Annotated in this window: 19 protein-coding genes; 5 read left to right on the top strand and 14 right to left on the bottom strand. The window is 65.4% G+C overall.

The features are described 5' to 3' along the window. Positions 1-132: 132 nt before the first annotated feature. From ABFK29_RS13940 to ABFK29_RS13955, 4 genes are read right to left on the bottom strand one after another with little or no spacing between them, the layout of a single operon-like run. Positions 133-972 carry an ATP-binding protein gene (locus tag ABFK29_RS13940; protein WP_005855870.1) on the bottom strand — a complete coding sequence of 280 codons (840 nt, stop codon included), beginning with the start codon at positions 970-972 and terminating at the stop codon, positions 133-135. Beyond that, positions 965-1,915 carry a twin-arginine translocase subunit TatC gene (gene tatC, locus ABFK29_RS13945; protein ID WP_005855872.1) on the bottom strand — a complete coding sequence of 317 codons (951 nt, stop codon included), beginning with the start codon at positions 1,913-1,915 and terminating at the stop codon, positions 965-967. The genes ABFK29_RS13940 and tatC overlap by 8 nt, the downstream gene beginning before the upstream one ends. Further along, positions 1,912-2,379, bottom strand: coding sequence for a Sec-independent protein translocase protein TatB (tatB, locus tag ABFK29_RS13950; protein WP_005855874.1), 468 nt, complete (start codon positions 2,377-2,379; stop codon positions 1,912-1,914). The genes tatC and tatB overlap by 4 nt, the downstream gene beginning before the upstream one ends. A gap of 6 nt (positions 2,380-2,385) precedes the next feature. Continuing rightward, positions 2,386-2,622 carry a twin-arginine translocase TatA/TatE family subunit gene (locus ABFK29_RS13955; protein WP_005855876.1) on the bottom strand — a complete coding sequence of 79 codons (237 nt, stop codon included), beginning with the start codon at positions 2,620-2,622 and terminating at the stop codon, positions 2,386-2,388. Between the two features lie 241 nt (positions 2,623-2,863). On the opposite strand from ABFK29_RS13955, the gene ABFK29_RS13960 reads away from it, so the two are divergent. Further along, positions 2,864-3,523 (top strand): helix-turn-helix transcriptional regulator, encoded by a 660-nt coding sequence (locus ABFK29_RS13960; protein WP_005855878.1) that lies wholly within the window; start codon positions 2,864-2,866, stop codon positions 3,521-3,523. A 405-nt stretch (positions 3,524-3,928) separates the two neighbouring features. Here ABFK29_RS13960 and ABFK29_RS13965 read toward each other — a convergent pair whose 3' ends face one another. From ABFK29_RS13965 to ABFK29_RS13980, 4 genes are all read right to left on the bottom strand, one after another. Continuing rightward, complete coding sequence (locus tag ABFK29_RS13965) at positions 3,929-4,819, bottom strand: fructose bisphosphate aldolase (RefSeq protein WP_005855882.1); 891 nt, start codon at positions 4,817-4,819, stop codon at positions 3,929-3,931. Between the two features lie 190 nt (positions 4,820-5,009). Continuing rightward, on the bottom strand, positions 5,010-6,371 hold the full coding sequence (locus tag ABFK29_RS13970; protein ID WP_005855883.1) for a cytochrome P450: 1,362 nt from the start codon (positions 6,369-6,371) through the stop codon (positions 5,010-5,012). Continuing rightward, positions 6,368-7,603, bottom strand: coding sequence for a hypothetical protein (locus ABFK29_RS13975; protein WP_005855885.1), 1,236 nt, complete (start codon positions 7,601-7,603; stop codon positions 6,368-6,370). The genes ABFK29_RS13970 and ABFK29_RS13975 overlap by 4 nt, the downstream gene beginning before the upstream one ends. An 89-nt stretch (positions 7,604-7,692) precedes the next feature. Beyond that, the gene (locus ABFK29_RS13980; protein ID WP_040604161.1) at positions 7,693-8,439 is read right to left on the bottom strand and encodes a cytochrome c biogenesis CcdA family protein; all 747 of its coding nucleotides are present in this window, start codon (positions 8,437-8,439) and stop codon (positions 7,693-7,695) included. Between the two features lie 127 nt (positions 8,440-8,566). Here ABFK29_RS13980 and ABFK29_RS13985 point away from each other — a divergent pair, with 127 nt between their 5' ends. Then, the gene (locus ABFK29_RS13985; RefSeq protein ID WP_005855889.1) at positions 8,567-8,788 is read left to right on the top strand and encodes a sulfurtransferase TusA family protein; all 222 of its coding nucleotides are present in this window, start codon (positions 8,567-8,569) and stop codon (positions 8,786-8,788) included. A gap of 138 nt (positions 8,789-8,926) precedes the next feature. Here the strand turns inward: ABFK29_RS13985 and ABFK29_RS13990 are convergent, their stop codons facing one another. After that, positions 8,927-12,133 (bottom strand): Rne/Rng family ribonuclease, encoded by a 3,207-nt coding sequence (locus ABFK29_RS13990; protein ID WP_040604162.1) that lies wholly within the window; start codon positions 12,131-12,133, stop codon positions 8,927-8,929. A gap of 729 nt (positions 12,134-12,862) precedes the next feature. Next, positions 12,863-13,978, bottom strand: coding sequence for an anhydro-N-acetylmuramic acid kinase (locus tag ABFK29_RS13995; RefSeq protein ID WP_005855894.1), 1,116 nt, complete (start codon positions 13,976-13,978; stop codon positions 12,863-12,865). Positions 13,979-14,040: 62 nt separating this feature from the next. Between ABFK29_RS13995 and tyrS the strand changes: the two genes are divergently transcribed. After that, positions 14,041-15,330, top strand: coding sequence for a tyrosine--tRNA ligase (gene tyrS, locus ABFK29_RS14000; protein WP_005855896.1), 1,290 nt, complete (start codon positions 14,041-14,043; stop codon positions 15,328-15,330). 651 nt (positions 15,331-15,981) lie between these two features. Further along, entirely contained in the window at positions 15,982-16,812 is an 831-nt protein-coding gene (locus ABFK29_RS14005; RefSeq protein WP_005855898.1) for a GNAT family N-acetyltransferase, read from the top strand. A gap of 9 nt (positions 16,813-16,821) precedes the next feature. Here ABFK29_RS14005 and ABFK29_RS14010 read toward each other — a convergent pair whose 3' ends face one another. The 3 genes from ABFK29_RS14010 to ABFK29_RS14020 all read right to left on the bottom strand — a co-directional run bounded on the left by ABFK29_RS14010 (position 16,822) and on the right by ABFK29_RS14020 (position 18,988). Further along, the gene (locus ABFK29_RS14010) at positions 16,822-17,796 is read right to left on the bottom strand and encodes a DUF3179 domain-containing protein (protein ID WP_005855900.1); all 975 of its coding nucleotides are present in this window, start codon (positions 17,794-17,796) and stop codon (positions 16,822-16,824) included. A 129-nt stretch (positions 17,797-17,925) separates the two neighbouring features. Continuing rightward, positions 17,926-18,489, bottom strand: coding sequence for a peptidylprolyl isomerase (locus ABFK29_RS14015; protein ID WP_005855902.1), 564 nt, complete (start codon positions 18,487-18,489; stop codon positions 17,926-17,928). After that, entirely contained in the window at positions 18,479-18,988 is a 510-nt protein-coding gene (locus ABFK29_RS14020; protein ID WP_040604164.1) for a peptidylprolyl isomerase, read from the bottom strand. Before ABFK29_RS14020 ends, ABFK29_RS14015 begins: the two co-directional genes overlap by 11 nt. Positions 18,989-19,124: 136 nt before the next feature. Here ABFK29_RS14020 and ABFK29_RS14025 point away from each other — a divergent pair, with 136 nt between their 5' ends. After that, positions 19,125-20,342 carry a phosphoglycerate kinase gene (locus tag ABFK29_RS14025; protein ID WP_005855906.1) on the top strand — a complete coding sequence of 406 codons (1,218 nt, stop codon included), beginning with the start codon at positions 19,125-19,127 and terminating at the stop codon, positions 20,340-20,342. A 5-nt stretch (positions 20,343-20,347) separates the two neighbouring features. On the opposite strand, the gene ABFK29_RS14030 is transcribed toward ABFK29_RS14025, so the two are convergent. Further along, positions 20,348-21,385, bottom strand: a complete 1,038-nt coding sequence (locus ABFK29_RS14030; RefSeq protein WP_005855908.1) for an alpha/beta hydrolase — start codon at positions 21,383-21,385, stop codon at positions 20,348-20,350. Positions 21,386-21,405 lie beyond the last annotated feature (20 nt).

A 21,405-nucleotide genomic window follows, 5' to 3' on the forward strand; every position in this document is an offset into this window, starting at 1 on the left:
GCGAACCAGCCGGAGAAAGGCGCGCGACACAGCTTCGCGCGCCTTCGATGTTCATCGAAAGCGGTTGTCCGGACTTATCAGATCAGGAATGACCCCGGCGGCCGGCAGGCCTTGACGGCATGCCGCCGCCGCTCAGCTCAGGGATACGCCCTTCCGGCCTGCGAGGTCGGTGAAGAACTGCCAAGCCACCCGGCCAGAGCGCGAGCCGCGCGTGGCCTGCCATTCTATCGCCTCCGCACGCAACGTCTCGTCGTCGATCATGACGCCGTATCGGTCGCAATACCCTCGGATCATCGCCAGATACTCGTCCTGCGAACAGGGATGGAACCCGAGCCAGAGGCCGAATCGGTCGGAAAGGGAGACCTTCTCTTCGACCGCTTCGGACGGGTTGATCGACGAAGACCGCTCATTCTCGATCATATCGCGCGGCATCAGGTGCCGCCGGTTGGAGGTCGCGTAAAGCACCACGTTGTCGGGCCGGCCCGATACGCCGCCGTCCAGAACAGCCTTCAGGCTCTTGTAATGCTGGTCGTCGTGGCTGAACGACAGGTCGTCGCAGAACAGCACGAACCGGCACGGCGCGTCGCGCAATAGGTCCAGGAGGCGACCCACCGACGGCAGGTCCTCGCGCTGAAGCTCCACCAGTTTCAGGTCGTGGCCTTCGGCGCGGACGGCGGCGTGCACGGCCTTCACCACCGACGACTTGCCCATGCCCCGCGCGCCCCACAAAAGCGCGTTGTTGGCGGGCAGGCCACGGGCGAACTGCAATGTGTTCTTCAGCAGCGTGTCGCGCGACCGGTCGATGCCGATCAGCAGTGACAGGTCCACCCGGCTGACTCTGGCGACCGGCTGAAGGTGGTCCGGTTCCGTCTCCCACACAAAGGCTTCGGCCGTGGCGAAATCGGGGGCCGGGGCAGGCGCCGGGGCAAGTCGCTCCAGCGCCGCCGCGATGCGGTCGAGGGGGTCAGTCACGGGCCTTCTTGTCCTCGTCGAATTCCTTCATGAGGGGATCTTCCTCGCCGTTTTCGTCCTCGAACCAAAGGCCCTGTTCCCGAAGATCCTTCTCACGCCGCTTCTCGACGCGGGCGACAAGGAAGATCGAGACCTCGTAAAGGCCGTAGACCACGGTGAAGAGGATCAACTGTGTGACGACATCCGGCGGGGTCACGACGGCCGCCAGGATCAGGATCGCCACCATGGCGTACTTGCGGACCGAGCCGAGACCCTGCGCAGACACCAGACCCGCCTTCCCCATCAGGGTCAGAAGCACCGGCAACTGGAAGCAGAGGCCAAACGCCATGATGAACACGAGGCTGGTCTGCAGGCTTTCGTTCACCTTGCCGAAGAAGGTGATCCGCAGCCCTTCGGTGGTCGTCGGCACAACGGCGGCGGCGTCGACATCGACAGAGCCGGACAACAGGTTGGCAAAGACCGACGGCGCGTCGGTGAAGCCCAGGAAAAAGGCCATCGCCAGGGGCGTCACCACGAAATGGGCAAAGGACGCGCCCAGCAGGAACATCACCGGCGAGGCGACGATGAACGGCAGGAAGGCGTTCTTCTCGGACCGGTACAGCCCCGGCGCCACGAAGCGCCACATCTGGTAGGCGATCACCGGGAAGGCCAGCGCGAAGCCGAAGACCATGCCGATGCGGAACAGCACGAACAGGTATTCCTGCGGGCTGGTATATTGCAGCGTCGGAGAAGGGTCCCCCAGCGCGCGCAACGCGCTTTCGATGGGCACGAGCAGGAATTGCAGGACGTATTCCGCTAGGAATTGGCCGTCGATCGGGATGAACATCACGCAGATACCGACGAACAGCGCGATGATCGACCGGATCAGCCGCGTGCGCAGTTCGGCCAGATGCTCGATCAGCGGGGCAGAGCTGTCCTCAAGTTCGTCTTCGGTGCGGCTCATGCCTTGTCACCCTCGTCGGTCGCGGGCGCCTTGGGCTCTTCGGCCAGCGCCTTCTCCATTTCCTCGGCCTTGCGCGCGGCCTCTTCGGCTTCCCGTTTCTTGCGGTCGGCGGCGGCGCGGGCGGCGTTGGCCTCGATCTTCTTGCGGGCCTCGTCGCGTTCCTTGGCAAGCTTGCCGGTCTCGCTGTCGGGATTGAAGTCGGTCATCGACTTCGCCGCATCCCTGACCCCGTCCATGGCGCTGTTCACCGGGTTCGTTGCGGTGCGGATCGTCTTCTGGATGTCCTTCACGCCGGCTTCGTCGGCGGCCTCGTTCATGGCGCGGCTGAATTCGCGCGCCATGCCACGCGCCTTGCCCATGAACCGGCCGACGTTGCGGAACAGCACCGGCAGGTCCTTCGGACCGACGACGATCAGCGCGACGATACCGATGACCAGAAGCTCGGCGAACCCGAGATCGAACATGGCGGCTTACACCTTGTCCTTGTCTTGGTTGGACTCCGGCGTGGAGGTCGGCGTCACGTCGCGGGCCTCTTCGCTCTTCTGGTCTTCCAGTTCCTGACCACCTTCGCTCACGCCCTTCTTGAAGGCGGTGATGCCCTTGCCGACCTCGCCCATCAGCGAGGAGATCTTGCCGCGGCCAAACAGCACCAGCACCACAACCGCGATCAGCAGAAGGCCCGGCAGGCCGATGTTCCCGATACCCATTGGTCTTGCTCCGTCATTGTTCCTGCAAAACGGTCGCAGAAGCCGCGACCCGAATTCGTCCGAGGTTGTGTAAAGACGTTTGAAGCGCGCGGAAAGCGCCAAACCGCCGCGCCCGGACACTGTGTGTGTCATGAGGTTGTCAGTTGTCAGGTTTTTGTCAGTATGGGTGGAGTCCGCCCCCCGCCCCTGCCACAAGCAAAGGGGCCACACAGGCCCGAAACACCCCCGTGAGTCGCCCGAAATGAACCGCAAGGACCGCCTCTATGCCCTGACCCAGCGCCTGCGCGACGGGCGTCTGCACACCGCCGAGGCGATGGCCCAGGACCTTGGCGTTTCGGTCCGCACGATCTACCGCGACATGGAGACCCTCGCCGCCTCGGGCGTGCCGGTGGAGGGCGCGCGCGGCTATGGCTACACGGTGCAGGCGGCGATCACCCTGCCGCCGCTGAACCTGACAGAGGCAGAGCTGGAGGCGCTGCACCTGGCCCTCGCCGCCCTCGGCGCCTCTCCCCTTACGGAACAGGCCAGTGCCGCCCGTTCCCTCGCCGCCAAGATCGACGCCGTCCTACCCGAGGACAGCGACAGCCGCGCGGCGCCCTTCGGTTTCGCCACCGACGCCTTCGCCGAGGCGGCGCGCGGTTTTGCCCATATGCCCGCGATCCGCGCCGCCATCCGGGCTCGGCAGAAACTGCGGGTCACACTGAACGGCAGCGGGCACGACCTGCGCCCGCTGCATCTGGATTACTTCGGCAGGATCTGGACCTGTATCGCCTGGTCAGAAACCATCGGCGATTTCCTGAGCTTCCGCATCGACCGGATCGAGGACCTGAGGCCCCTGCCCTCGCTTTTTGTGGGGGAACCCGGCCGCACGCTCGCCGACTGGCGCGCCCGGCAGGGCTGAGCGCGACTGCGCGTCCTGCACACCGGTGACGATGCTGGACCATCGCGCGCCGGTGTCGCCGCCGGTACGGATCGCTTCGGGCTGCATGGTCGTGCCATTGCCGCCCCGCCCTTCGCCCGTCTTCTTGCTCGCCTGTTCCGAGACGCAAGCGGCGTTCCTGTCGGAATAGCCGCACGCCTGCATTGGGGTGGCAAGAACGATCCAGGCGAGCCGCGTCAGGGAAAAATCCCGTTGGTCCATGACGCGGCGGTTTCCGGTGCCGGTCGGCACCTCTTTCGCCCCGTCCATGCAACGAACCGCGCGCTGCGCTAACTGGGCAACTCCGCGTTCGGCCAACAAAATGAAAAACCCCGCGCGGGCAGATGGCCAGCACGGGGTCCTGTCAGACCGTAAAAGGATCGGACGTCAGATCGACGCCTGATAGATCTTGTCGATGTTCGACCCGAGAGCCGCATTGAACTCTTCGTCGGACTGCTGCTTCGACAGCCCTTCTGAAAGCGCACGGCTGAAGGAGGCGATCATCTTCGGCTGTTTCGCCAGCTTTTCGCACGCCTCGTCGGTGGAGTAGCCACCGGACAACGCCACGACGCGGATCACGCGGGGATGGTCGGCAAGGTTGTCGTACAGCCCGGCTTCGGTCGGGATCGACAGCTTCAGCATGATGTCCTGGCCGTCCTCAAGCGTGTCGAGGTGTTTGGCGATCTCATCCTTCAGCATGGCCTCGGCCTCGGCCTTGGTGGACGACTTGATGTTGACCTCCGGCTCAAGGATCGGCACCAGCCCGCAGGAGAGCACGGTGCGGCCGACCTCGAACTGCTGGGCCACCACGGCGGCGATGCCGTCCGAGTTTGCCTCGTGGATCACCGAACGCTCCTTCGTACCGAACACGCCAAAACCCTCGGCGTCCTTCAGCAGCGCCTCCAGGCCCGGGTTCGGCTTCATGAGCTGCACGCCGTCCGCTTCGTCTTCGAGCCCCTTGTCGATCTTCAGAAAAGGGACGATTCCGTTGTCTTCCCAAAGCACCTGACTCACCGGCTTGCCCTCGATGGTGCCGCGCATGGTGCGTTCGAACAGGATCGCGCCGATGACCTTGTCAGAGGTAAAATCCGGCGCCGTGATGATGCGCGTGCGCATGGCGTGGATCTCGTCGAACATCGCGGTTTCGCCGTCGTACATATCCTCGGTCACGCCATAGAGTTTCAGCGCCTTCGGGGTCGAGCCGCCCGACTGGTCCAGCGCTGCGATAAAGCCTTTTCCCTCGGCCATCTGCGCCTTCATTTTCTCGAAATCTGCCATCACCCTCTCCCGGCTGGAATTAAATCGCCCAACGCTTAGCGCGGGTTTCCGGGCAAACCTAGAGGCATCGAAAATTGTTATCGCTAAATGTGGCAGGCTGCGCAGTCCCGCCGCAACAACAGGTCGGAGGATGCCCAGGCTTTGACGGTTTTGCCGGTACGACAGCGGCCCGCCGCACCCCGAAGCTAGGTCAGCGCTTGTCGATCCGCAGCCAGATACCGTCGCGCGCGCGCACCGTCAGGTGCGCCTCCGGCACCGGCGTGCGCCCCTCGACACGAGACACCTTAAGGTCGCGCAGGAGCAGCGACAAAAGCAGCGGCCCCTCGACCATCGCGAACCCCGCCCCGGTGCAGACACGCGGCCCGGCCGAAAATGGGATGAAGGCGTCTCGCCCGCAGGTCCGGCCGTTTTCCGTCTGCCAGCGGCCCGGGTCGAAATCGTCGGGACGGTCCCACAGCCGTTCGTGCCGGTGCAGGTGCCAGGGCGACAGCACAATCTGCGACCCCTGCGGCACGTCCCGGCCCCGGAACCGCTCCGGGCAGCTCGTCTCCCGCACCATCATCGGCACCGGTGGGTAAAGGCGCAGCGTCTCGCGGAACACGTCGCGCGACACGCGCATCCGACCGATCTCGGCGAAATCGCCGGTTTGCAGGCCCTGCGCCTCCTCAGCCACGCGCTGCTGCCACTCCGGGAAAAGCGCCATCAGGTAGAGCGCCCAGCCAAGCGCAGAGGCCGAAGTCTCGTGCCCGGCAAGAAAGAAGATCGCCACCTGGTCGACCATTTCCGAAGCGGTGAAGGTCTCGCCGGTCTGCGGATCGCGCGTGGTCATGATCTTTGTGGCCAGGTCGTCGGGCGCCGTTCCGGCGGCGATCTCAGCCGCGCGTGCCTCTGTCAGACGGGCGATCAGCCCCCGAATGCGCCGGGCCGCGGCCTTCGTGTCGCGCCGGAAAAAGCGCGGCATCCAGCGCGGCACCGGGATGAAGGCGGCCAGGTTCAGGATCGGCTGTGTGCGCTGGTACGCCCGGAATTCGTGGAACACCGCCGAGGCTGTCTCGTCCTCGATGGGGATGGAGAACAGCGTGCGAAAGATCACGTCGGCGGCGGCATGGCTGGTCTGCTCCTCGATTTCCACCACACCGCCCGCGCGGGCGGTCAGCCGCGCCAGCGCCGCCTCAGCCGCGTCCCACATCGCCGGGTAGGTCTCCCTCAGCCGCCCGCCCTCGAACGCCGGGTCGATGATCCGCCGCTGCCGTTGCCATTGCGCGCCGTTGGTCAGGAAGACCGAGTCGCCCAGAAGCGGACGCAGCCCTTCCCCGATGCGGTCGGACTTCGGAAAGTCCATGGGCCGCTCCTTCAGCACCTTCGTCACCAGCTCCGGCTGGTTGACAAGGTAGGACCGGAAGAACGGCGTCCGGAACTCCGCCATCCACGCGCGGTACAGCTTCGCGGGCTGGGCCGACAGGATGTCCTGCCGGAACAGCTTCACATACCGCCTGAGCGACACCTTGTCGGGCCGCGCCGCCGGTTTCGGCGGCACCCTGTCATCCGTCATGCCGCCATACTCGTGTACTTGGAAACCGCGCGGTCGATCCGGCTGGCCGAGGGCGGGCGCCCGGCGTAGCGCGCGGCAAGGCTCAGCGGGCCCGCGGTGATCTGGAAATAGTCGTAGTCCAGCGGCCTGTCGAAGGCGCAGAGGTACTGGAAATGCAGGCGGAAGAACTTCCACCGAAGCTCCTTCCAGCGTTCGGGGCTGAGCGACCGGGTGAACTGTGCCGAAAAGACCAGCGGCCAGCGCTTGCGCTCCGGTGCCACGCCCGACACGCTGACCGGGTCGCACAGCGCAAAGGCGCAGCCGTCCCCCGGCGCGGTGACATCGACCCATGTCAGTTCATCGCGCGCCGATAGGTAGTGCAGGTCGGCCCGCAGGCGGTCGGCATCGCGCAGGAAAGACACCATGGGCACCACCTGCCCGAGGCTCAGGAACCCGAGCCGCGGCCCGTTCGCCGGAACCCGGCCAGACCGGATCAGGTCGGCCAGGATTGAGACGGCGAGGTGCGCGCCGGAGGAATGGCCGACCACCAGCACTTCGTCGTGGTCTTCGGCCAGGGCGCCCGCGATGGTCTTGCCGAACTCCGCCATGCGCGCCTCAAGCTCCGGCGGGTTGGCGCCCCGGTAGCGGGCGGAATAGGCGTAGTCGTGCATCAGGTAATAGGCGAAGAGTTTGCCGTCTTTCGACTTGAACCAGCGCAGCACCAGTACCCCGGGCAAAAGGCCCACTATGGTCCCCGCCAGCGTGCCCCATGGTCCAGCGAAGCTGCCGACCCAACCGCAAAGCCAGACCACCAGCAGGGCCAGCATCGCCTGCACCAGCAGCGCACCGATGGGGTAGAGCGCCGCGATCACCGGCCCTTTCCGCAGCCGCATCAACCGGAACAGCGCGCCCGTTGCGATGTATTCCCACGCCGTGCGCACAAGCTGGGCGTACGTGGCGGGGATGGAGTTCGACATGCTGTCGCGCACGATATCCGACCAGACCAGGACCTCGACGTCCGCCGTGACGGGTGTGCCGTCAAAGGCGGCCTCCACGTGCCAGCCGTACGGGCCGCCGGTGCGCTTCGGCTTCAACCCGATCTCGTAGCCCGAAATCTGCGCCTGCGCGGCGCCCTCCTTGCGATAGAGTTCGCGGTAGCGGCGCGGATGAATGGGATCATAACCGGGGATGTAGAACACCCGGCGCTTGCTGACGTCCCCGTCGCGGATCTGGTTCCGGTCCTGCTGTGCCATGCGCAATCTCTCCTGCAGCGCAGGATAACCGCGGTTTCAGGCAACAGTAAGGCGCGGCGCAGGTGGATTTTGCACCAAGCAGCGCCGCATCAGCCCAGCGTCGCGAGTCCGGGGAAGGTCTCCAGCAGCCAGAACGAGAACGCGGAGAACGCCCCCGTCAGCAGAGCCACGCCGACCACGATCAAGAGCACGCCCATCACCTTCTCGATCAGGCCCATGTGACGCTTCAACCGGTTCATCAGCCCCACGGCGCGACCAAGGAAGATCGCCGCCAGCAGGAAGGGAATGCCCAGCCCCGCCGCATAGACCGCTAGCAGGACCGTGCCCCGGGCCACCGACGCCTCCGTCGCGGCGAGCGACAGGATCGCCCCCAGTTGCGGGCCGATGCACGGCGTCCAGCCAAAGGCGAAGGCGAGCCCCAGAATGTAGGCCCCGAATGCCGATCCGCCTTCGCCGCCTTCCATCCGCATTTCGCGGTCGAGGAACCCGATCCGGAAGACCCCAAGGAAATGCAGGCCGAAGACGATGACCACCGCGCCCGCGATGCGCCCCAAAAGCACCTGGTTCGTCAGGAAGAACGACCCCAGCCACGACGCAGTGAACCCCAACAGCACGAAGATCGTCGATAGCCCCAGCACGAAGAACAGCGCCGCCAGCGCGACCTTGCCCCGCTTGCGGCCCTCCTGCATCTCGTTCAGCGACAGGCCGGACATGAAGGCGAGGTAGGGCGGCACGATGGGCAGCACGCAGGGGCTGAGAAAGGACACGAGCCCGGCAAGCAATGCCACGAACATGGCGGGCATCAGGGATGCGTCGATGAGGTCGATTCCGAACATGCTTCCGGACATATGGCAAAGCGCGCATGGCGTCACGCGGGGCGTGCTCACATCCCCGTGGACGCATCGTCACAGACCATCGCGCAAGGCTCTTCAAGAGCGGCGGCAAAGGCGCTAGACGACGGGCATGACCCAGACACTCGACGCCACCGGACTGCTCTGCCCCCTGCCTGTCCTCAAGCTGCGCAAGCGGCTGCAGGCGCTTGCCGCGGGAGAGACCGTCACGCTGATCACCGACGATCCGGCCGCCGTGATCGACGTGCCGCACTTCTGCGCCGAATCCGGCAACGAGCTGATCAGCCAGTCAGAGGACGGAACGACCATGACTTGGATCGTGCGGAAGGTCTGAGCTTAACGCCTCCTGCCGCGAAGGCGCCGAACCGCCGCTGCGGTCGCGACCGTTGCGTCCCGCCACGCTTGCCAAGAGCGCATGAAAAAACCGCCACGTCTGGACGTGGCGGTTTTTCTGTTCACGTGTGTGCGGGCCTCAGCGGCCCAGCGACCACCACCCGCGTTTCTTCTTCTTGGGCTCGTCGTCGTCGCCGCCCGCATCCTCGCCAACCGCTTCCGGTTCCGGCTGCGGGGCGGCGTCCGGTTCCGCCTCAGCAGCGGGCTCATCTACCGGTTCGGCATTGACCGCGGCCTCTGCCGAGCCACCGACCGGCGACCCCACGACCTGCGCGATCACGTCGGATGCCTTGACCCGTGTGCGGGCGCGTTTCGGCTTCTCCTCCTCGGAGGCGGCCTCTGGCTCCGCTGCCTGCGGCTCTGGCGCTTTTTCGGGTTCCGGTGCCTGTTCGGCGACGGGTTCCGCCACCTGTTCCACAACCGCCGGCGTTTCTGTCGCGGAATCCGCCTCTACCGGCGCAGGTGCGTTGGCGGTTACGGCCACAGCCTCGGCAGGCGCTTCGGTGGCATCGGTGGCATCGGTGGCATCGCCCGCAGCGTCACCCCCGGTCGACGCTTCGACCGGTTCCTTCGGCTTGGACGAGCGGCTGCGCGAACGGGAGCGGGACCGCGAGCGGCTCGACGTCTTCTTACCGCCGTCCTGACCGTCCTCGGTGTTGCCATCGGTATCGCCACCCTCGGCAGAATCGCCCGTGTCACCGTTGCTGTCGGAATCGTCGGACCCGTTGCCGGTATCGCCATCGTTCGACCCGTTGTCGTCCTGATCGCCGTCCTTGGACTTCGACCGCCGACGCCGCCGGCGGCGCTTCTTCTTCGGCTTGTCGTCGCTTCCCTGCTCGTTGCCCTGATCGTCGCCGTTGTCGTCTCCGGACGATTGATCCTCGGCCTCCTCGACCTCGGCCTCGATCTCCTCGGCTTCGGTCGCCTCGTCGATGGCATCCATTATCGACGTGTCGACCGAGACCACCGGCGCGGTCGCTTCGGGCACGGAGCGTGTCGCGGTCTTGAACTTCTCCATCGAGAAGTCGGGCGCCACAAGATGCGGGTCGCCCTCGATTCGGACAGCCATGCCATAACGAGATTCGATGATGGCGACGTGTTCGCGCTTCTGGTTCATCAGGTAGTTGGCGATGCCCACCGGGCATTTCACCAGAACCTCACGCGACCGGCGACGCACGCCCTCTTCCTCGATCTGGCGCAGGATCTGCAGCGCCATGTTGTCGTCCGAGCGGATCAGGCCCGTTCCGTGACACGCCGAACAGGGCTGTGTCGTCGCCTCGATCATGCCGGGGCGCAGACGCTGACGCGACATTTCCAGCAGGCCGAAGCCCGAAATACGGCCCACCTGGATACGCGCGCGATCCGTCTTCAGCTTGTCCTTCAGCTTCTTTTCGACGGCAGCGTTGTTCTTGCGCTCGTCCATGTCGATGAAGTCGATGACGATCAGACCGGCAAGGTCACGCAGACGCAACTGGCGCGCCACCTCTTCGGCGGCCTCCAGGTTGGTCTTGGTGGCGGTCTCCTCGATGGACCCTTCCTTCGTCGCCCGGCCAGAGTTCACGTCGATGGCAACGAGCGCCTCGGTCACGCCGATGACGATGTAGCCGCCCGACTTGAGCTGCACCACGGGGTTGAACATGCCGCCCAGGTAGCTTTCGACCTGGTAGCGCGCAAAGAGCGGCATCTGTTCTGTGTAGTGCTTCACGTTCTTGGCGTGGGACGGCATGATCATCTTCATGAAGTCCTTGGCGACACGATAGCCGCGCTCGCCCTCGACCAGAACCTCGTCGATCTCGCGCGAATAGAGGTCGCGGATCGAGCGTTTTATCAGGTCGCCTTCCTCGTAGATCTTGGCCGGCGCGATGGATTTCAGCGTCAGTTCGCGGATCTGCTCCCACAGACGCTGGAGGTATTCGTAGTCGCGCTTAATCTCGGTCTTGGTGCGCTTGGCGCCCGCCGTCCGGATGATCAGGCCCGCGCCCTTGGGCACGTCGATCTCGTTGGCGATGGCCTTCAGCTTCGACCGGTCGGTGGCGTTGGTGATCTTGCGGGAAATGCCGCCGCCACGGGCGGTGTTCGGCATCAGCACGCAGTAGCGACCGGCCAGCGACAGGTAGGTCGTCAGCGCCGCGCCCTTGTTGCCGCGCTCTTCCTTGACCACCTGCACCAGCATGATCTGCCGGACCTTGATGACTTCCTGGATCTTGTAGCGGCGTGCACGCGACGTCTTGCGCACCGGACGGATGTCTTCGTGCGTGTCGTCGTCGGCCACGGATTCGATGGATTCGTCGCGCGCCGACGGATCGTCGCCGCTGCCCTCGTCATCGTCATCCTCGCTGGTTTCGCCCGGCTCGCCGGTCACGACCAGCCCGTCGTCACGCGAATCCGCCGCCATCGGGCGCTGCGACCCGTTGGTGTCGTCTTCGTCGTCTGACGTTGCCGAGGTGTCTTCCTCTGTCGCAGCGGCGGGTTCTTCTGCCGTGTCCTCGGCGGTCTCTGCCGTGGCGTCCGCCGCCTGCGCGTCCTCTTCCGGGGTGTTACCGGTTTCGGGCGCGGCGAAAGCCTGCGCTTCGGTCACGGTCGCTTCTGCGGTTTCGGACGCGGCGTCTGCCTGCGCTTCTGCAACGGTCTCCGCTTGTTCGGGCGCGGGTTGTTCAGGTGCGGGGGCCGGTTCGGCCATGACGAATTCCGGAAGATCGGCTTCGGCAGCGGCGGTCGTCTCAGCACCGGTATCGGCGCTTTCCACCGAATCGACCGGCTCGCCCACGGGCGCCTCGTTCACGGTTTCCATCGGCGACAGCCCCTCGCCCGGGGCGCCGGTCTCTGCCACCGCCTCGTTTTCGGAGGTGTCGTCCTCGGCGCCGAGGTCGATGGTTTCCATCCCCGAAGGTTCCTTCGGCGACTTCGAATCGGACCGCGACGACGGTTTCGTCGACTTCTTGCGTGACCGGGACCGCGACGTCTTCTTCGGCTTGTCCTCTTCTTCCTCGGCGGCGGCCAGCGCGGCCTCCTCCTCCATCAGAGCCTGACGGTCGGCCACCGGGATCTGGTAGTAATCCGGGTGGATCTCCGAGAACGCGAGAAAGCCGTGGCGATTGCCGCCGTAATCGACGAACGCCGCCTGAAGCGAGGGTTCGACCCGCGTGACCTTCGCGAGGTAGATGTTACCTGCTAGCTGACGCTTGTTTTCCGATTCAAAGTCGAATTCCTCGACCTTGTTTCCGTCCACCACCACGACGCGGGTCTCTTCCGCGTGGGTGGCATCGATGAGCATTTTCTTTGCCATGTAATCCGTGTGCACGCGCGCAGCCCCCGTGAACCGGCCCTTTGACCGGGAGGCGCAAGGAAGCGTGGAGCGTGTCTTGTCTGGGCGAATAGTGACGGCCGGTCGCACGGCTCAAAGGCGGCGTTTCCGCTCCTGCCCATGTGCCTGTCTTGCGTCGCGCGCGTCATCGCGGTTCTTCTCCGACGCCAAGGCGCGTTTTCCGCACCCGACGCCCATTCATGAAACCCGTCGCGTCGCTCGCTCTGCGGGTTCGGTTCATCGGCCTCCGGCATGCCACGGGTATCCCCGCCAGCGCCCCTCGGGCCCAATCGGTCTGCATCCGGCGCGTCTGTCGCAACTCCCGATGCAGCGAAACTGTCCGGCCTTGCGCAACTGCGCGAAAGCCTGCCTGATAACATAAGGCCACGGGACCACAAATGACAATGCTGAAAACGCCCGGATGACGTGCTGTTGCATGCCGCCCGACAGGGTTTTCCACAACATCAATGGTTTGTTCAGAAATCATGCATTCCAAAACGGCAATCCGGCCGGAACGGCACCCCTGAACGGCCGGTTCGGGGGTAACGGCTTATGGTTAAACATGAATATCCGGTAAACGCCTTGTGGCGCACGGCGCCCCCGCCCCCACATGCGGGGCATGCGTTAACGGCGCACGGTGCCTTCCCGCAACGGTCGCAGGCTTAACTGAACGCCCGTTCACGCAACAGGGCGCACGCTGCGCAACACCGCTCAGGCCACGCTTTCGGAACGTCTCTCGGGGCGCGAGAGTTGGCCACCGCCCACGGGCGTCGCCACCCCGGTCGTGCCGGGCGCCGAGGTCGGGAGGCCGCGCGCCACCCGCACTGCCAGCCATGCGAAGGCCTGCGCCTCCAGCATGTCGCCGTCGAGGCCCACGTCCTCTACCGGCGCCACCGGACAATCCAGCCCGGCGCGCAGCATCTCCATCATCACCGGGTTCTTGCGGCCGCCCCCCGTCACCAGAACCCTGTCCGGCGGCGAAGGACAATGCTCCATCCCGACCATCACCGCGGTCGCCGCCATGCCGGTCATCGTCGCGGCGGCATCGGCGTCGCCGAGTTCCCGAACCAGATCCAGCATCACGGAAAAATCGTCCCGATCCAACGATTTCGGAGGCATTCTTCGGAAGAAACCTTCATCGAGAAATAGCTCCAGCGCGCCCTCTTCCACCCGGCCCTGCTGCGCCAGCGCGCCGCCTTCGTCGTAGGCCAGCCCGCGCCGTTGCGTCATCAGGTCGTTCAGCGGCGCATTGGCCGGCCCGGTGTCGAACGCCAACAGCGCGCCGGGCGCCTCGGGCTTTGCGGCAGCGGGATCGACCCACGTCAGGTTGCCCACGCCGCCAAGGTTGAGGAAACACAAGGGTTTGTCCGCCCCGATCCACTTGGCGCAGGCCCAGTGGAAGAACGGCGCCAGCGGCGCGCCCTCGCCCCCCAGCGCCACATCGGCGGACCGGAAGTCCCAGACCACCGGCACACCCAGGGCATCGGCAAGCGCCGCGCCGTCGCCCAACTGATGCGTGCCCCGTCCGCGCGGCTCATGCGCCAGAGTCTGGCCGTGGAAGCCCACCACGTCGATCCCCTCGAACCGCGACAGAACCTCACGGTGCGCGCCAAGCACGATCTCAGACGCCGCCGCCAGATCCGCCCCGGGCCACTTGCCCAGAGCCGCGCGCAGGACCGCCTGCTCTGCCTCGGAATAGGGGCGATAGGCGCTGTCGCCGAATTCGAGGATCGTCACCCCGTCGGTCACCACGACGGCCGCATCGACGCCGTCCAGAGACGTTCCCGACATCGCCCCCAACGCTTTGACCGGTCCGGTTCTCATCATGGTCTTTTCCTCACGCCCCGCCGCCCTTATACGGACCGCGGACAATATACAGAAGGCCTGCCATGACCTACCATCCCAAATCGGATTTCATGCGCGTCATGATGGAGCGCGGCTACCTTGCCGACTGTACCGATTACCAGGCGCTCGACGACAAGCTGTCGCACGGGGTGGTGACCGCCTATATCGGCTACGACGCCACGGCGCAGTCGCTGCACGTGGGCCATCTGCTCAACATCATGATGCTGCGCTGGCTGCAGAAAACCGGCCACCGGCCGATCACGCTGATGGGCGGCGGGACGACGAAGGTTGGCGATCCCTCCTTCCGCTCGGACGAGCGCCCGCTGCTGGGCCCCGAGCAGATCGACGCCAACATCGCAGGGATGAAGCAGGTCTTTGCCAAGTACCTCTCCTACGGCGACGCGCCCACCATGCCTTCAAGCAGCGAAGCGGTAGGGCCGGATAATGTCGCCCTGATGCTGAACAATGCGGAATGGCTGGACGACCTGAACTACCTCGACTTCCTGCGGGACATCGGGCGGCACTTCTCGGTCAACCGGATGCTGTCGTTCGAAAGTGTGAAGTCGCGGCTGGATCGGGAACAGTCCCTGTCGTTCCTCGAATTCAACTACATGATCCTGCAGGCCTACGACTTCCTCGAACTGAACCGGCGCTACGGCTGCCTGTTGCAGATGGGCGGCTCCGACCAATGGGGCAACATCGTCAACGGTATCGACCTGACGCGCCGGGTGCTGGATCACGAGATCTACGGCCTGACCTCGCCGCTGCTGACCACGTCGGACGGCAAGAAGATGGGCAAGAGCCAGGGCGGCGCCATGTGGCTGAATGCCGACATGCTCTCGCCCTACGAGTTCTGGCAGTTCTGGCGGAACACGACGGACGCCGATGTGGGTCGGTTCCTGAAGCTCTACACCGAACTGCCGCTTGAGGAATGCGCGCGTCTTGGCGCCCTTGCCGGGTCGGAAATCAACGAGGCGAAGATCGTTCTGGCCAACGAGGTCACGACGCTGTGCCACGGTTCCGAGGCCGCCGCCGCGGCAGAGGCCACAGCGCGCGAAGTCTTCGAGAAGGGCGGCGTTGGTGACGATCTTCCCACGCTTGAGCTGACATCCGAGGAAGTCGGCGACGGCATCTCGGTCATTCAGCTTATCGTCCGGTCCGGGTTGGTGAAGTCCGGCAAGGAGGCCAAGCGCCTGATCGCCGAGAACGGCGCGCGTTTGGACGATGCACCGCTGACCGACGCGGGCCTGATGCTGGACCGTGGGGCGCTGGCCTCACCGATCAAGCTCAGCGCAGGCAAGAAGCGGCACGCCTTGATCAAGCTGTCCGACTGATCCCCGCGGTTCCAAGCCCCTCCGGACGCGTGGACCCGCCCCGCGTCCGGAAAGCGTGCTTTTTGACGCCCGGCTCCGCCGCATAGGGGCTCTCTAGGCGCGAGACCTGACCGGTCTTGTCGGCACGTTTCGCGGCGCCATTGCAAGTCGCAGACGTTGGGCCATCGGGTTTGGCGCAGTGTGCAGCTTCAGCCGGGCGGTCCAGCGCGATCCGGCACGACATTTCGCCTAGCGGCACGAGACGGATCGCGCGGACAAGTCTCGGACACAGGCACGACTGGATGCATGGCGCTGGCCCGCGCGTCGCAGTTCTGCTGCGCATCGTCCGACCGCGCGGGGTCCGTCCGCTCCCATCGCCGCCACACTTACGACACCGCCAGCCGGGCAGACGTCCGGACGTTTTCAGAACACCGCCTGCACGACGCTTAACAACAGGAAGGGCACCGACAGGACGCAAGCCACCAGCAGGGCCGCCCCTGCAGTCGGACGAGGACGGGACAGCGCAATCGATTCGGATCGGGGCGCCGTACGGCGCAAAGGGTGTCTGTTCATCCGGCCATTAAGCCAATCGAAAGTTTTGATCCCGTTAATGCCGCCATGCTGCGGCTCCCCCTCCCCCAAACCCCACAATTCGCGCGGGCCTGCGCGCGCATGGGTGTACCGACCCGGCTCTGCAAACGCGAGTCCAGGGGGGACGTGCGCCTGCTCTGGCAGGTGCAGTCCCGGGTCATCCGGCCGTTCGGTCGGGTCGATCTCGTGTCGCGCGGCCCGGTGGCGGAGAATCCGGGCGATCTCTGCGACTGGGTCACACGCTGGCCGCACTGGCACGACGGACGCCCCTTTCTGCTGAACGCCGACGGCATCCCGGCAAGCGCCCTGCGCGACGGCGGTTTCTGGCCATTGATGACGCCGGCGACCGTTGCGCTGCTGCCGCTTGCCCCGCCTCCAGCCCAACGTGCCAACCTGAAACAAAAGTGGCGCAATCGCCTCAACCGCGCACAGCAGATGGACATGGCGGTGCGCCAGCAGGAGCTGACGCCGGATCATTGGCTCCTCAGCGCCGAGACAAGACATGCGAAGACTAAGGGCTACAAGGGTCTGCCGCCCGCCTTCTGCGCGATCTACGCTGCCGCCAACCCCGGGGAAGCCATCGTTTACGAGGCGCTGCACCAAGACCGACCGGTTGCCGCCGCGCTGATCCTGCGGCACGGGCGCATGACCACATGGCAGATCGGGCACATCACGGAGGAGGGACGCCGCCTGAATGCCATGAACCTCGTTCTCTGGGAGGCAGTGACCGATTGCTGGCGGCGCGGGCATGACATGCTGGATCTCGGCATTCTGAACGCGCAGGACGCGCCGGGGCTTACGCATTTCAAACTGGGGCTCGGCGCGGACGCCCATTGTCTGGGCGGCACGTGGGTCCATCTACCCTGCCTTGCGCCCGTGGCGCGAGTCCTGCCGCTGGCGCTGTGTTCCTGAACCGGATCGTCAGGTGCCGCCAAGCATCCAGCGCCCGTTTGGCCAGAAGGCGTGGAATGCGAAGGCGAACATCACGTCGTGCGGCAAGTCCCGGCCTGCCGCATCCGTAACGCGCACCGCCCCCACGTCCCGCCCGTCCGCGATCCGCTCGGAATCGAGCGCAGAGTTCACGCCCGACTGCCAAAGGATGCGCACGCCGTCCTCAGTCACGTCTCCTTCGCGGGCAAGCCGGTCCATGGGCCAGGCCCTGTCGCCGACGCGGATCACCCGCATCAGGGGCGGTATGCCGTGCGGAGGCATCTCGCCGGAATACAGGAAAGGCCGTTTCGAGCTGTCGTAGTTACGATAGGGATTGCGGCCGTAGGGCCGTTGCCACTCCGGTTCCGCCATTACCAGCCCGTTCGGGTTGCGGTCCTTGAAAGCCGCGAAACTCTCCATCCACGAGGCCAGGGATTTCAGCCGCGTGCCGGTCATGTCCCCAACGATGCCCATGCCCACCGCCTGCTGCCACCAGCTTTGCGTCTCGCGGTCGTACATGATCATGTCCGAGTTGCGCAGTTTGCCAGAGACGCCGAAGGTCAGAACCCGGCCATCCACGCGCCGGTCGAAAGTCAGGGCGGAATTGCACAGCGGGCAGAATGTCACCGCGACCGGCACATCACCGATGCTGTCGTTGACGATCTCATGCCACGTCAGGTAGCGGATCGGATAGGCCCGCGGGCGTTCGCCGTCGATCTCCACCGTGATGACCGGCTCCGTGGGCGCGATGCCCTCCTTCTGGCCGACCTCGACGAATTGCGGATCGGAGAGCGCCGGGATGCCGTCCTTCGGAGGGCCGCCCGAGACGATCTCCACCCAGTTTGCGACACTGGTGTTGGAGAAATCGGTGTCGGGCCATTCGTGTTTCCAGAACGACGGATCGGCGGTGGCGCCGGTGGCCATCACGGACCAGAGCAGCAGGCACAGACCGAAGACGCGGCGCATGGCAAATCCCCCTCTTTGGTCCGATTGTCCGGACTCCGGGGCCGGCTGTCCAGTCCGCTGTGCTGCATCGCGTGGGACCGGCCCGGCAGGCGGACAGCAAAAGGGGCGCCGAAGCGCCCCCGAGCATCGTCACTCTGTCACGGTGACCTTCACCATGTGATCGGGCTCGCCGTCCACGGCACCGCTGCGCGGATGCCCGCGCTTGATCGAATCGACCACGTCCATGCCGTCCGTCACCTCGCCGACCACCGTGTACTGGCCGTTCAGGAACGGCCCCGGCTCGAACATGATGAAGAACTGGGAGTTGCCGCTGTCCGGCGACTGTGACCGCGCCATGCCAACGACGCCACGGTCGAACGGCAGATCGGAGAACTCCGCCTTCAGGTCGGGACGCTCGGACCCGCCGGTGCCGGCCCGGCGCATGTCGAAGCCATCCTTCTCCATGTTGCCGAACGTGACGTCGCCGGTCTGCGCCATGAAACCATCGATCACCCGGTGGAAGACGACGCCGTCATAGGCCCCTTCTTCGGCCAGTGCCGTGATCTGCTCCACATGGCCCGGAGCCACATCCTCGAACAGGTCGATGGTCACGGTGCCCTTCGGTCCGTCCTCGCCCGCGACCTCGATCTGGAGACCGGTGGCAAGCGCCGGGGACGCCATGATCGCCAGTGCGGCGGTCAGGTTACGCAACATCGGCGGCCACCTTGACAGAGATCATGCGGTCCGGGTTCGCGGGCGGCTCGCCACGGGTGATGGCATCGACATGCTCCATGCCTTCGATCACCTGCCCATAGACCGTATACTGCCCATTCAGGAAGTCGTTGTCTTTGAAGTTGATGAAAAACTGCGCATTGGCGGAGTTCGGGTTCTGCGACCGTGCCGCCCCCAGCGACCCGCGGGCGTGCGGGATGCGCGAGAATTCTGCCGGCAGATCCGGAAGCTCCGACCCGCCCGTACCAGCGCGGCGCAGGTTGAAGTCCTTTTCCATGTTGCCGTTGGCGACGTCGCCGGTCTGCGCCATGAAACCGTCGATGACACGGTGAAAGCACACGTTGTCATAAGCGCCGGCGCGCGCCAGCTCTTTCATCCGCTCAACGTGCTTGGGCGCAACGTCCGGCATAAGCGCGATCACGACCGTGCCGCCCTTCAGTTCCATCAGGATGGTGTTCTCCGGATCCTTGATCTCGGCCATGTGTTCCACTCCTCAGTCCATTCTGGCTGGTGGTTTATGCCACACCGCGCACAAAGCCAAGCAGCCGTTGACGGCGCGCCCGTCAGAGGGCAACACGGGTATCGATTGAGAACGGGACTGGGACTGGGAGAGCGACATGGCCTGGAAGACCCTCGACGACATGGATCTGGACGGCAAACGGGTGCTGACCCGGGTGGACATCAACGTCCCCGTCGAAGACGGCAAGGTGACGGACACCACCCGCATCGACCGCATCTGCGCGACGATCCAGGACATCCTGGCGCGCGGAGGCAAACCGGTGCTTCTGGCACACTTCGGTCGCCCCAAGGGCGAGCGCCGCGACGACATGAGCCTGCAGATGCTGATCCCCGCGATGGAGCAGGTTCTGGGCGTCGAGGTCGTGTTCGCGGCCGATTGCGTGGGCCCGGTGGCCCAGGCGGTCATCGACACGCTGGGCGAGAACCAGGTGGCGCTGCTGGAGAACACCCGTTTCCACAAGGGTGAGGAAAAGAACGACCCGGAGCTTGCCGCGCAGATGGCGGAACTGGGCGACGTGTACTGCAACGATGCCTTCTCGGCCGCGCATCGCGCCCATGCTTCGACCGAAGGGGTGGCGCACCTTCTGCCCTCCTGCGCCGGTCGCCTGATGCAGGGCGAACTGCAGGCGCTGGAATCGGCACTGAGCACGCCGGAACGCCCGGTTCTGGCGGTGGTTGGCGGCGCGAAGGTGTCAACCAAGCTGGACCTCCTGTCGAACCTCGTCGAAAAGGTCGACATGCTGGTGATCGGCGGCGGCATGGCGAACACCTTCCTCGCCGCGCAGGGCATCGACGTTGGCAAGTCGCTGTGCGAGCACGACATGACCGGGACCGCCAAGGCGATTGCCGAAAAGGCCGTAGAGACCGGCTGTGAACTTCTGCTGCCGCGCGACGTCGTGGTGGCCCGAGAGTTCAAGGAAGGCGCCGAGAGCGAGGTGGTCAAGACAGAGGAATGCCCCGCCGACGCGATGATCCTCGACGCGGGACCCGACAGCGTGGCGCACATCAAGCAGGCCATCGACCGGGCGAACACCCTGATCTGGAACGGTCCGCTGGGGGCCTTCGAAATCGCGCCCTTCGACGCGGCGACAAATGCGGCGGCCCGTCATGCGGCAGCGCGTTCCGAAGTGGGACAGCTTGTGTCCGTCGCCGGTGGCGGCGACACGGTCGCGGCGCTGAACAAGGCCGGTGTCGCATCGGATTTCTCTTACATTTCAACGGCTGGCGGCGCGTTCCTCGAGTGGATGGAAGGCAAGACCCTGCCCGGCGTGGCGGCACTGGACCAGCAAGACGAAGAAGATAAGACCGAAGCCTGAACCGGTCAGAAGGCGCCTTCGATCAGTTCGGAGGCGCCCGTTGCCAGATCCCGCAGGAGCCGGATCGCCGCAGGGGCGGTAAAGGCCGTGGAATGGCCGCCCCTTTCGCCGCCTTCGATATCGGACAGATCGACCACCTGCACCGGCAGGGCCCCCAGCCGTGACGGATCGGTGATCGATCCAAGGCGGGCGGGTTTGCCCGTCAGGAAGGCCGACAGGTCCAGCGCGCGGTCGCGGGTCGACACCATCAGCGTGAACGGCTCCGGAAAGGGTGTGATGCGCCGGGCCTGTTGGACAAAGACATCCTCGTCGATGTCCGGGCTGATGAGCGCCACGCCGGAGATTCCGGCCAGCGCCCGCCGGTTGCCCGAAATCGACATCTGCCGCAGCGTCTCCATCACCAGCTGACTGCCCATCGAATGCGCCACCAGCAGAACCCGCCGCCCGCCCGGCCCGGTCAGGGCCGTCAGCAGCGACTCGAGATCGTCGCGAGAGAACATGACGCTGTCCCGATCGTAGACGTATCCGCGCGGGTTTCCGGCAGATGGCCACGAAAACGCGATCGCCGGCACCTTCGCGTCGAAGTCCTTTGCGATCTGCGCCAGACGATAGACCGCCTCGGCGTTGTTCACATTGTAGCCATGGACGAACACCACGACTTCGCGCGGCTCGCGGTCGCTGGCGTCGAGCGCGTCGAGGAAGGTCCGCGCGTCGGCATAGGTGCGCTGATCGGAGGCCACGAAATGGCGTTGCGGATCGGGGACCTCGGCCCCGGGCCATTCGATCTGCCCTTCCCTGTGCCCAGGCGGGATCGAAACGAGGATGGACCCGTACCGCATGTTCGGGTCGCGCACGTCGCCGAAGTCCTGTTCGAAGATGAACTGGCTGGCGTCATCGGAGCCGCTCAGACGGTTGGAGGCGATGAACACCCGCCGCACATCGGTCCCCTGCCCGTCCAGCTGTGGCAGAAGCGTGATGACACCCCGCGCGGCGCAGCCGGCAAGGAGGAGAATCAGTAGGCAGAGGAGCAGCGGTCTTTGCATGATCGCACAATACCCTCACG

The sequence above is a fragment of the Sagittula stellata E-37 genome (assembly GCF_039724765.1).
GTDB classification, from domain to species: domain Bacteria; phylum Pseudomonadota; class Alphaproteobacteria; order Rhodobacterales; family Rhodobacteraceae; genus Sagittula; species Sagittula stellata.

Excerpts from the sequence above, each read along its gene's own strand:
- ABFK29_RS14010 (WP_005855900.1), bottom strand. The coding sequence starts at position 17,796 with ATGCGCCGCGTCTTCGGTCTGTGCCTGCTGCTCTGGTCCGTGATGGCC.
- ABFK29_RS13980 (WP_040604161.1), bottom strand. The coding sequence starts at position 8,439 with ATGTTCGGAATCGACCTCATCGACGCATCCCTGATGCCCGCCATGTTC.
- ABFK29_RS13960 (WP_005855878.1), top strand. The coding sequence starts at position 2,864 with ATGAACCGCAAGGACCGCCTCTATGCCCTGACCCAGCGCCTGCGCGAC.
- tatB (WP_005855874.1), bottom strand. The coding sequence starts at position 2,379 with ATGTTCGATCTCGGGTTCGCCGAGCTTCTGGTCATCGGTATCGTCGCG.
- ABFK29_RS13985 (WP_005855889.1), top strand. The coding sequence starts at position 8,567 with ATGACCCAGACACTCGACGCCACCGGACTGCTCTGCCCCCTGCCTGTC.
- ABFK29_RS13970 (WP_005855883.1), bottom strand. The coding sequence starts at position 6,371 with ATGACGGATGACAGGGTGCCGCCGAAACCGGCGGCGCGGCCCGACAAG.
- ABFK29_RS13975 (WP_005855885.1), bottom strand. The coding sequence starts at position 7,603 with ATGGCACAGCAGGACCGGAACCAGATCCGCGACGGGGACGTCAGCAAG.
- tatC (WP_005855872.1), bottom strand. The coding sequence starts at position 1,915 with ATGAGCCGCACCGAAGACGAACTTGAGGACAGCTCTGCCCCGCTGATC.
- ABFK29_RS14015 (WP_005855902.1), bottom strand. The coding sequence starts at position 18,489 with ATGTTGCGTAACCTGACCGCCGCACTGGCGATCATGGCGTCCCCGGCG.
- ABFK29_RS13955 (WP_005855876.1), bottom strand. The coding sequence starts at position 2,622 with ATGGGTATCGGGAACATCGGCCTGCCGGGCCTTCTGCTGATCGCGGTT.
- ABFK29_RS14020 (WP_040604164.1), bottom strand. The coding sequence starts at position 18,988 with ATGGCCGAGATCAAGGATCCGGAGAACACCATCCTGATGGAACTGAAG.
- ABFK29_RS13990 (WP_040604162.1), bottom strand. The coding sequence starts at position 12,133 with ATGGCAAAGAAAATGCTCATCGATGCCACCCACGCGGAAGAGACCCGC.
- ABFK29_RS13995 (WP_005855894.1), bottom strand. The coding sequence starts at position 13,978 with ATGATGAGAACCGGACCGGTCAAAGCGTTGGGGGCGATGTCGGGAACG.
- ABFK29_RS13965 (WP_005855882.1), bottom strand. The coding sequence starts at position 4,819 with ATGGCAGATTTCGAGAAAATGAAGGCGCAGATGGCCGAGGGAAAAGGC.
- ABFK29_RS14025 (WP_005855906.1), top strand. The coding sequence starts at position 19,125 with ATGGCCTGGAAGACCCTCGACGACATGGATCTGGACGGCAAACGGGTG.
- ABFK29_RS14005 (WP_005855898.1), top strand. The coding sequence starts at position 15,982 with ATGGGTGTACCGACCCGGCTCTGCAAACGCGAGTCCAGGGGGGACGTG.
- ABFK29_RS14030 (WP_005855908.1), bottom strand. The coding sequence starts at position 21,385 with ATGCAAAGACCGCTGCTCCTCTGCCTACTGATTCTCCTCCTTGCCGGC.
- tyrS (WP_005855896.1), top strand. The coding sequence starts at position 14,041 with ATGACCTACCATCCCAAATCGGATTTCATGCGCGTCATGATGGAGCGC.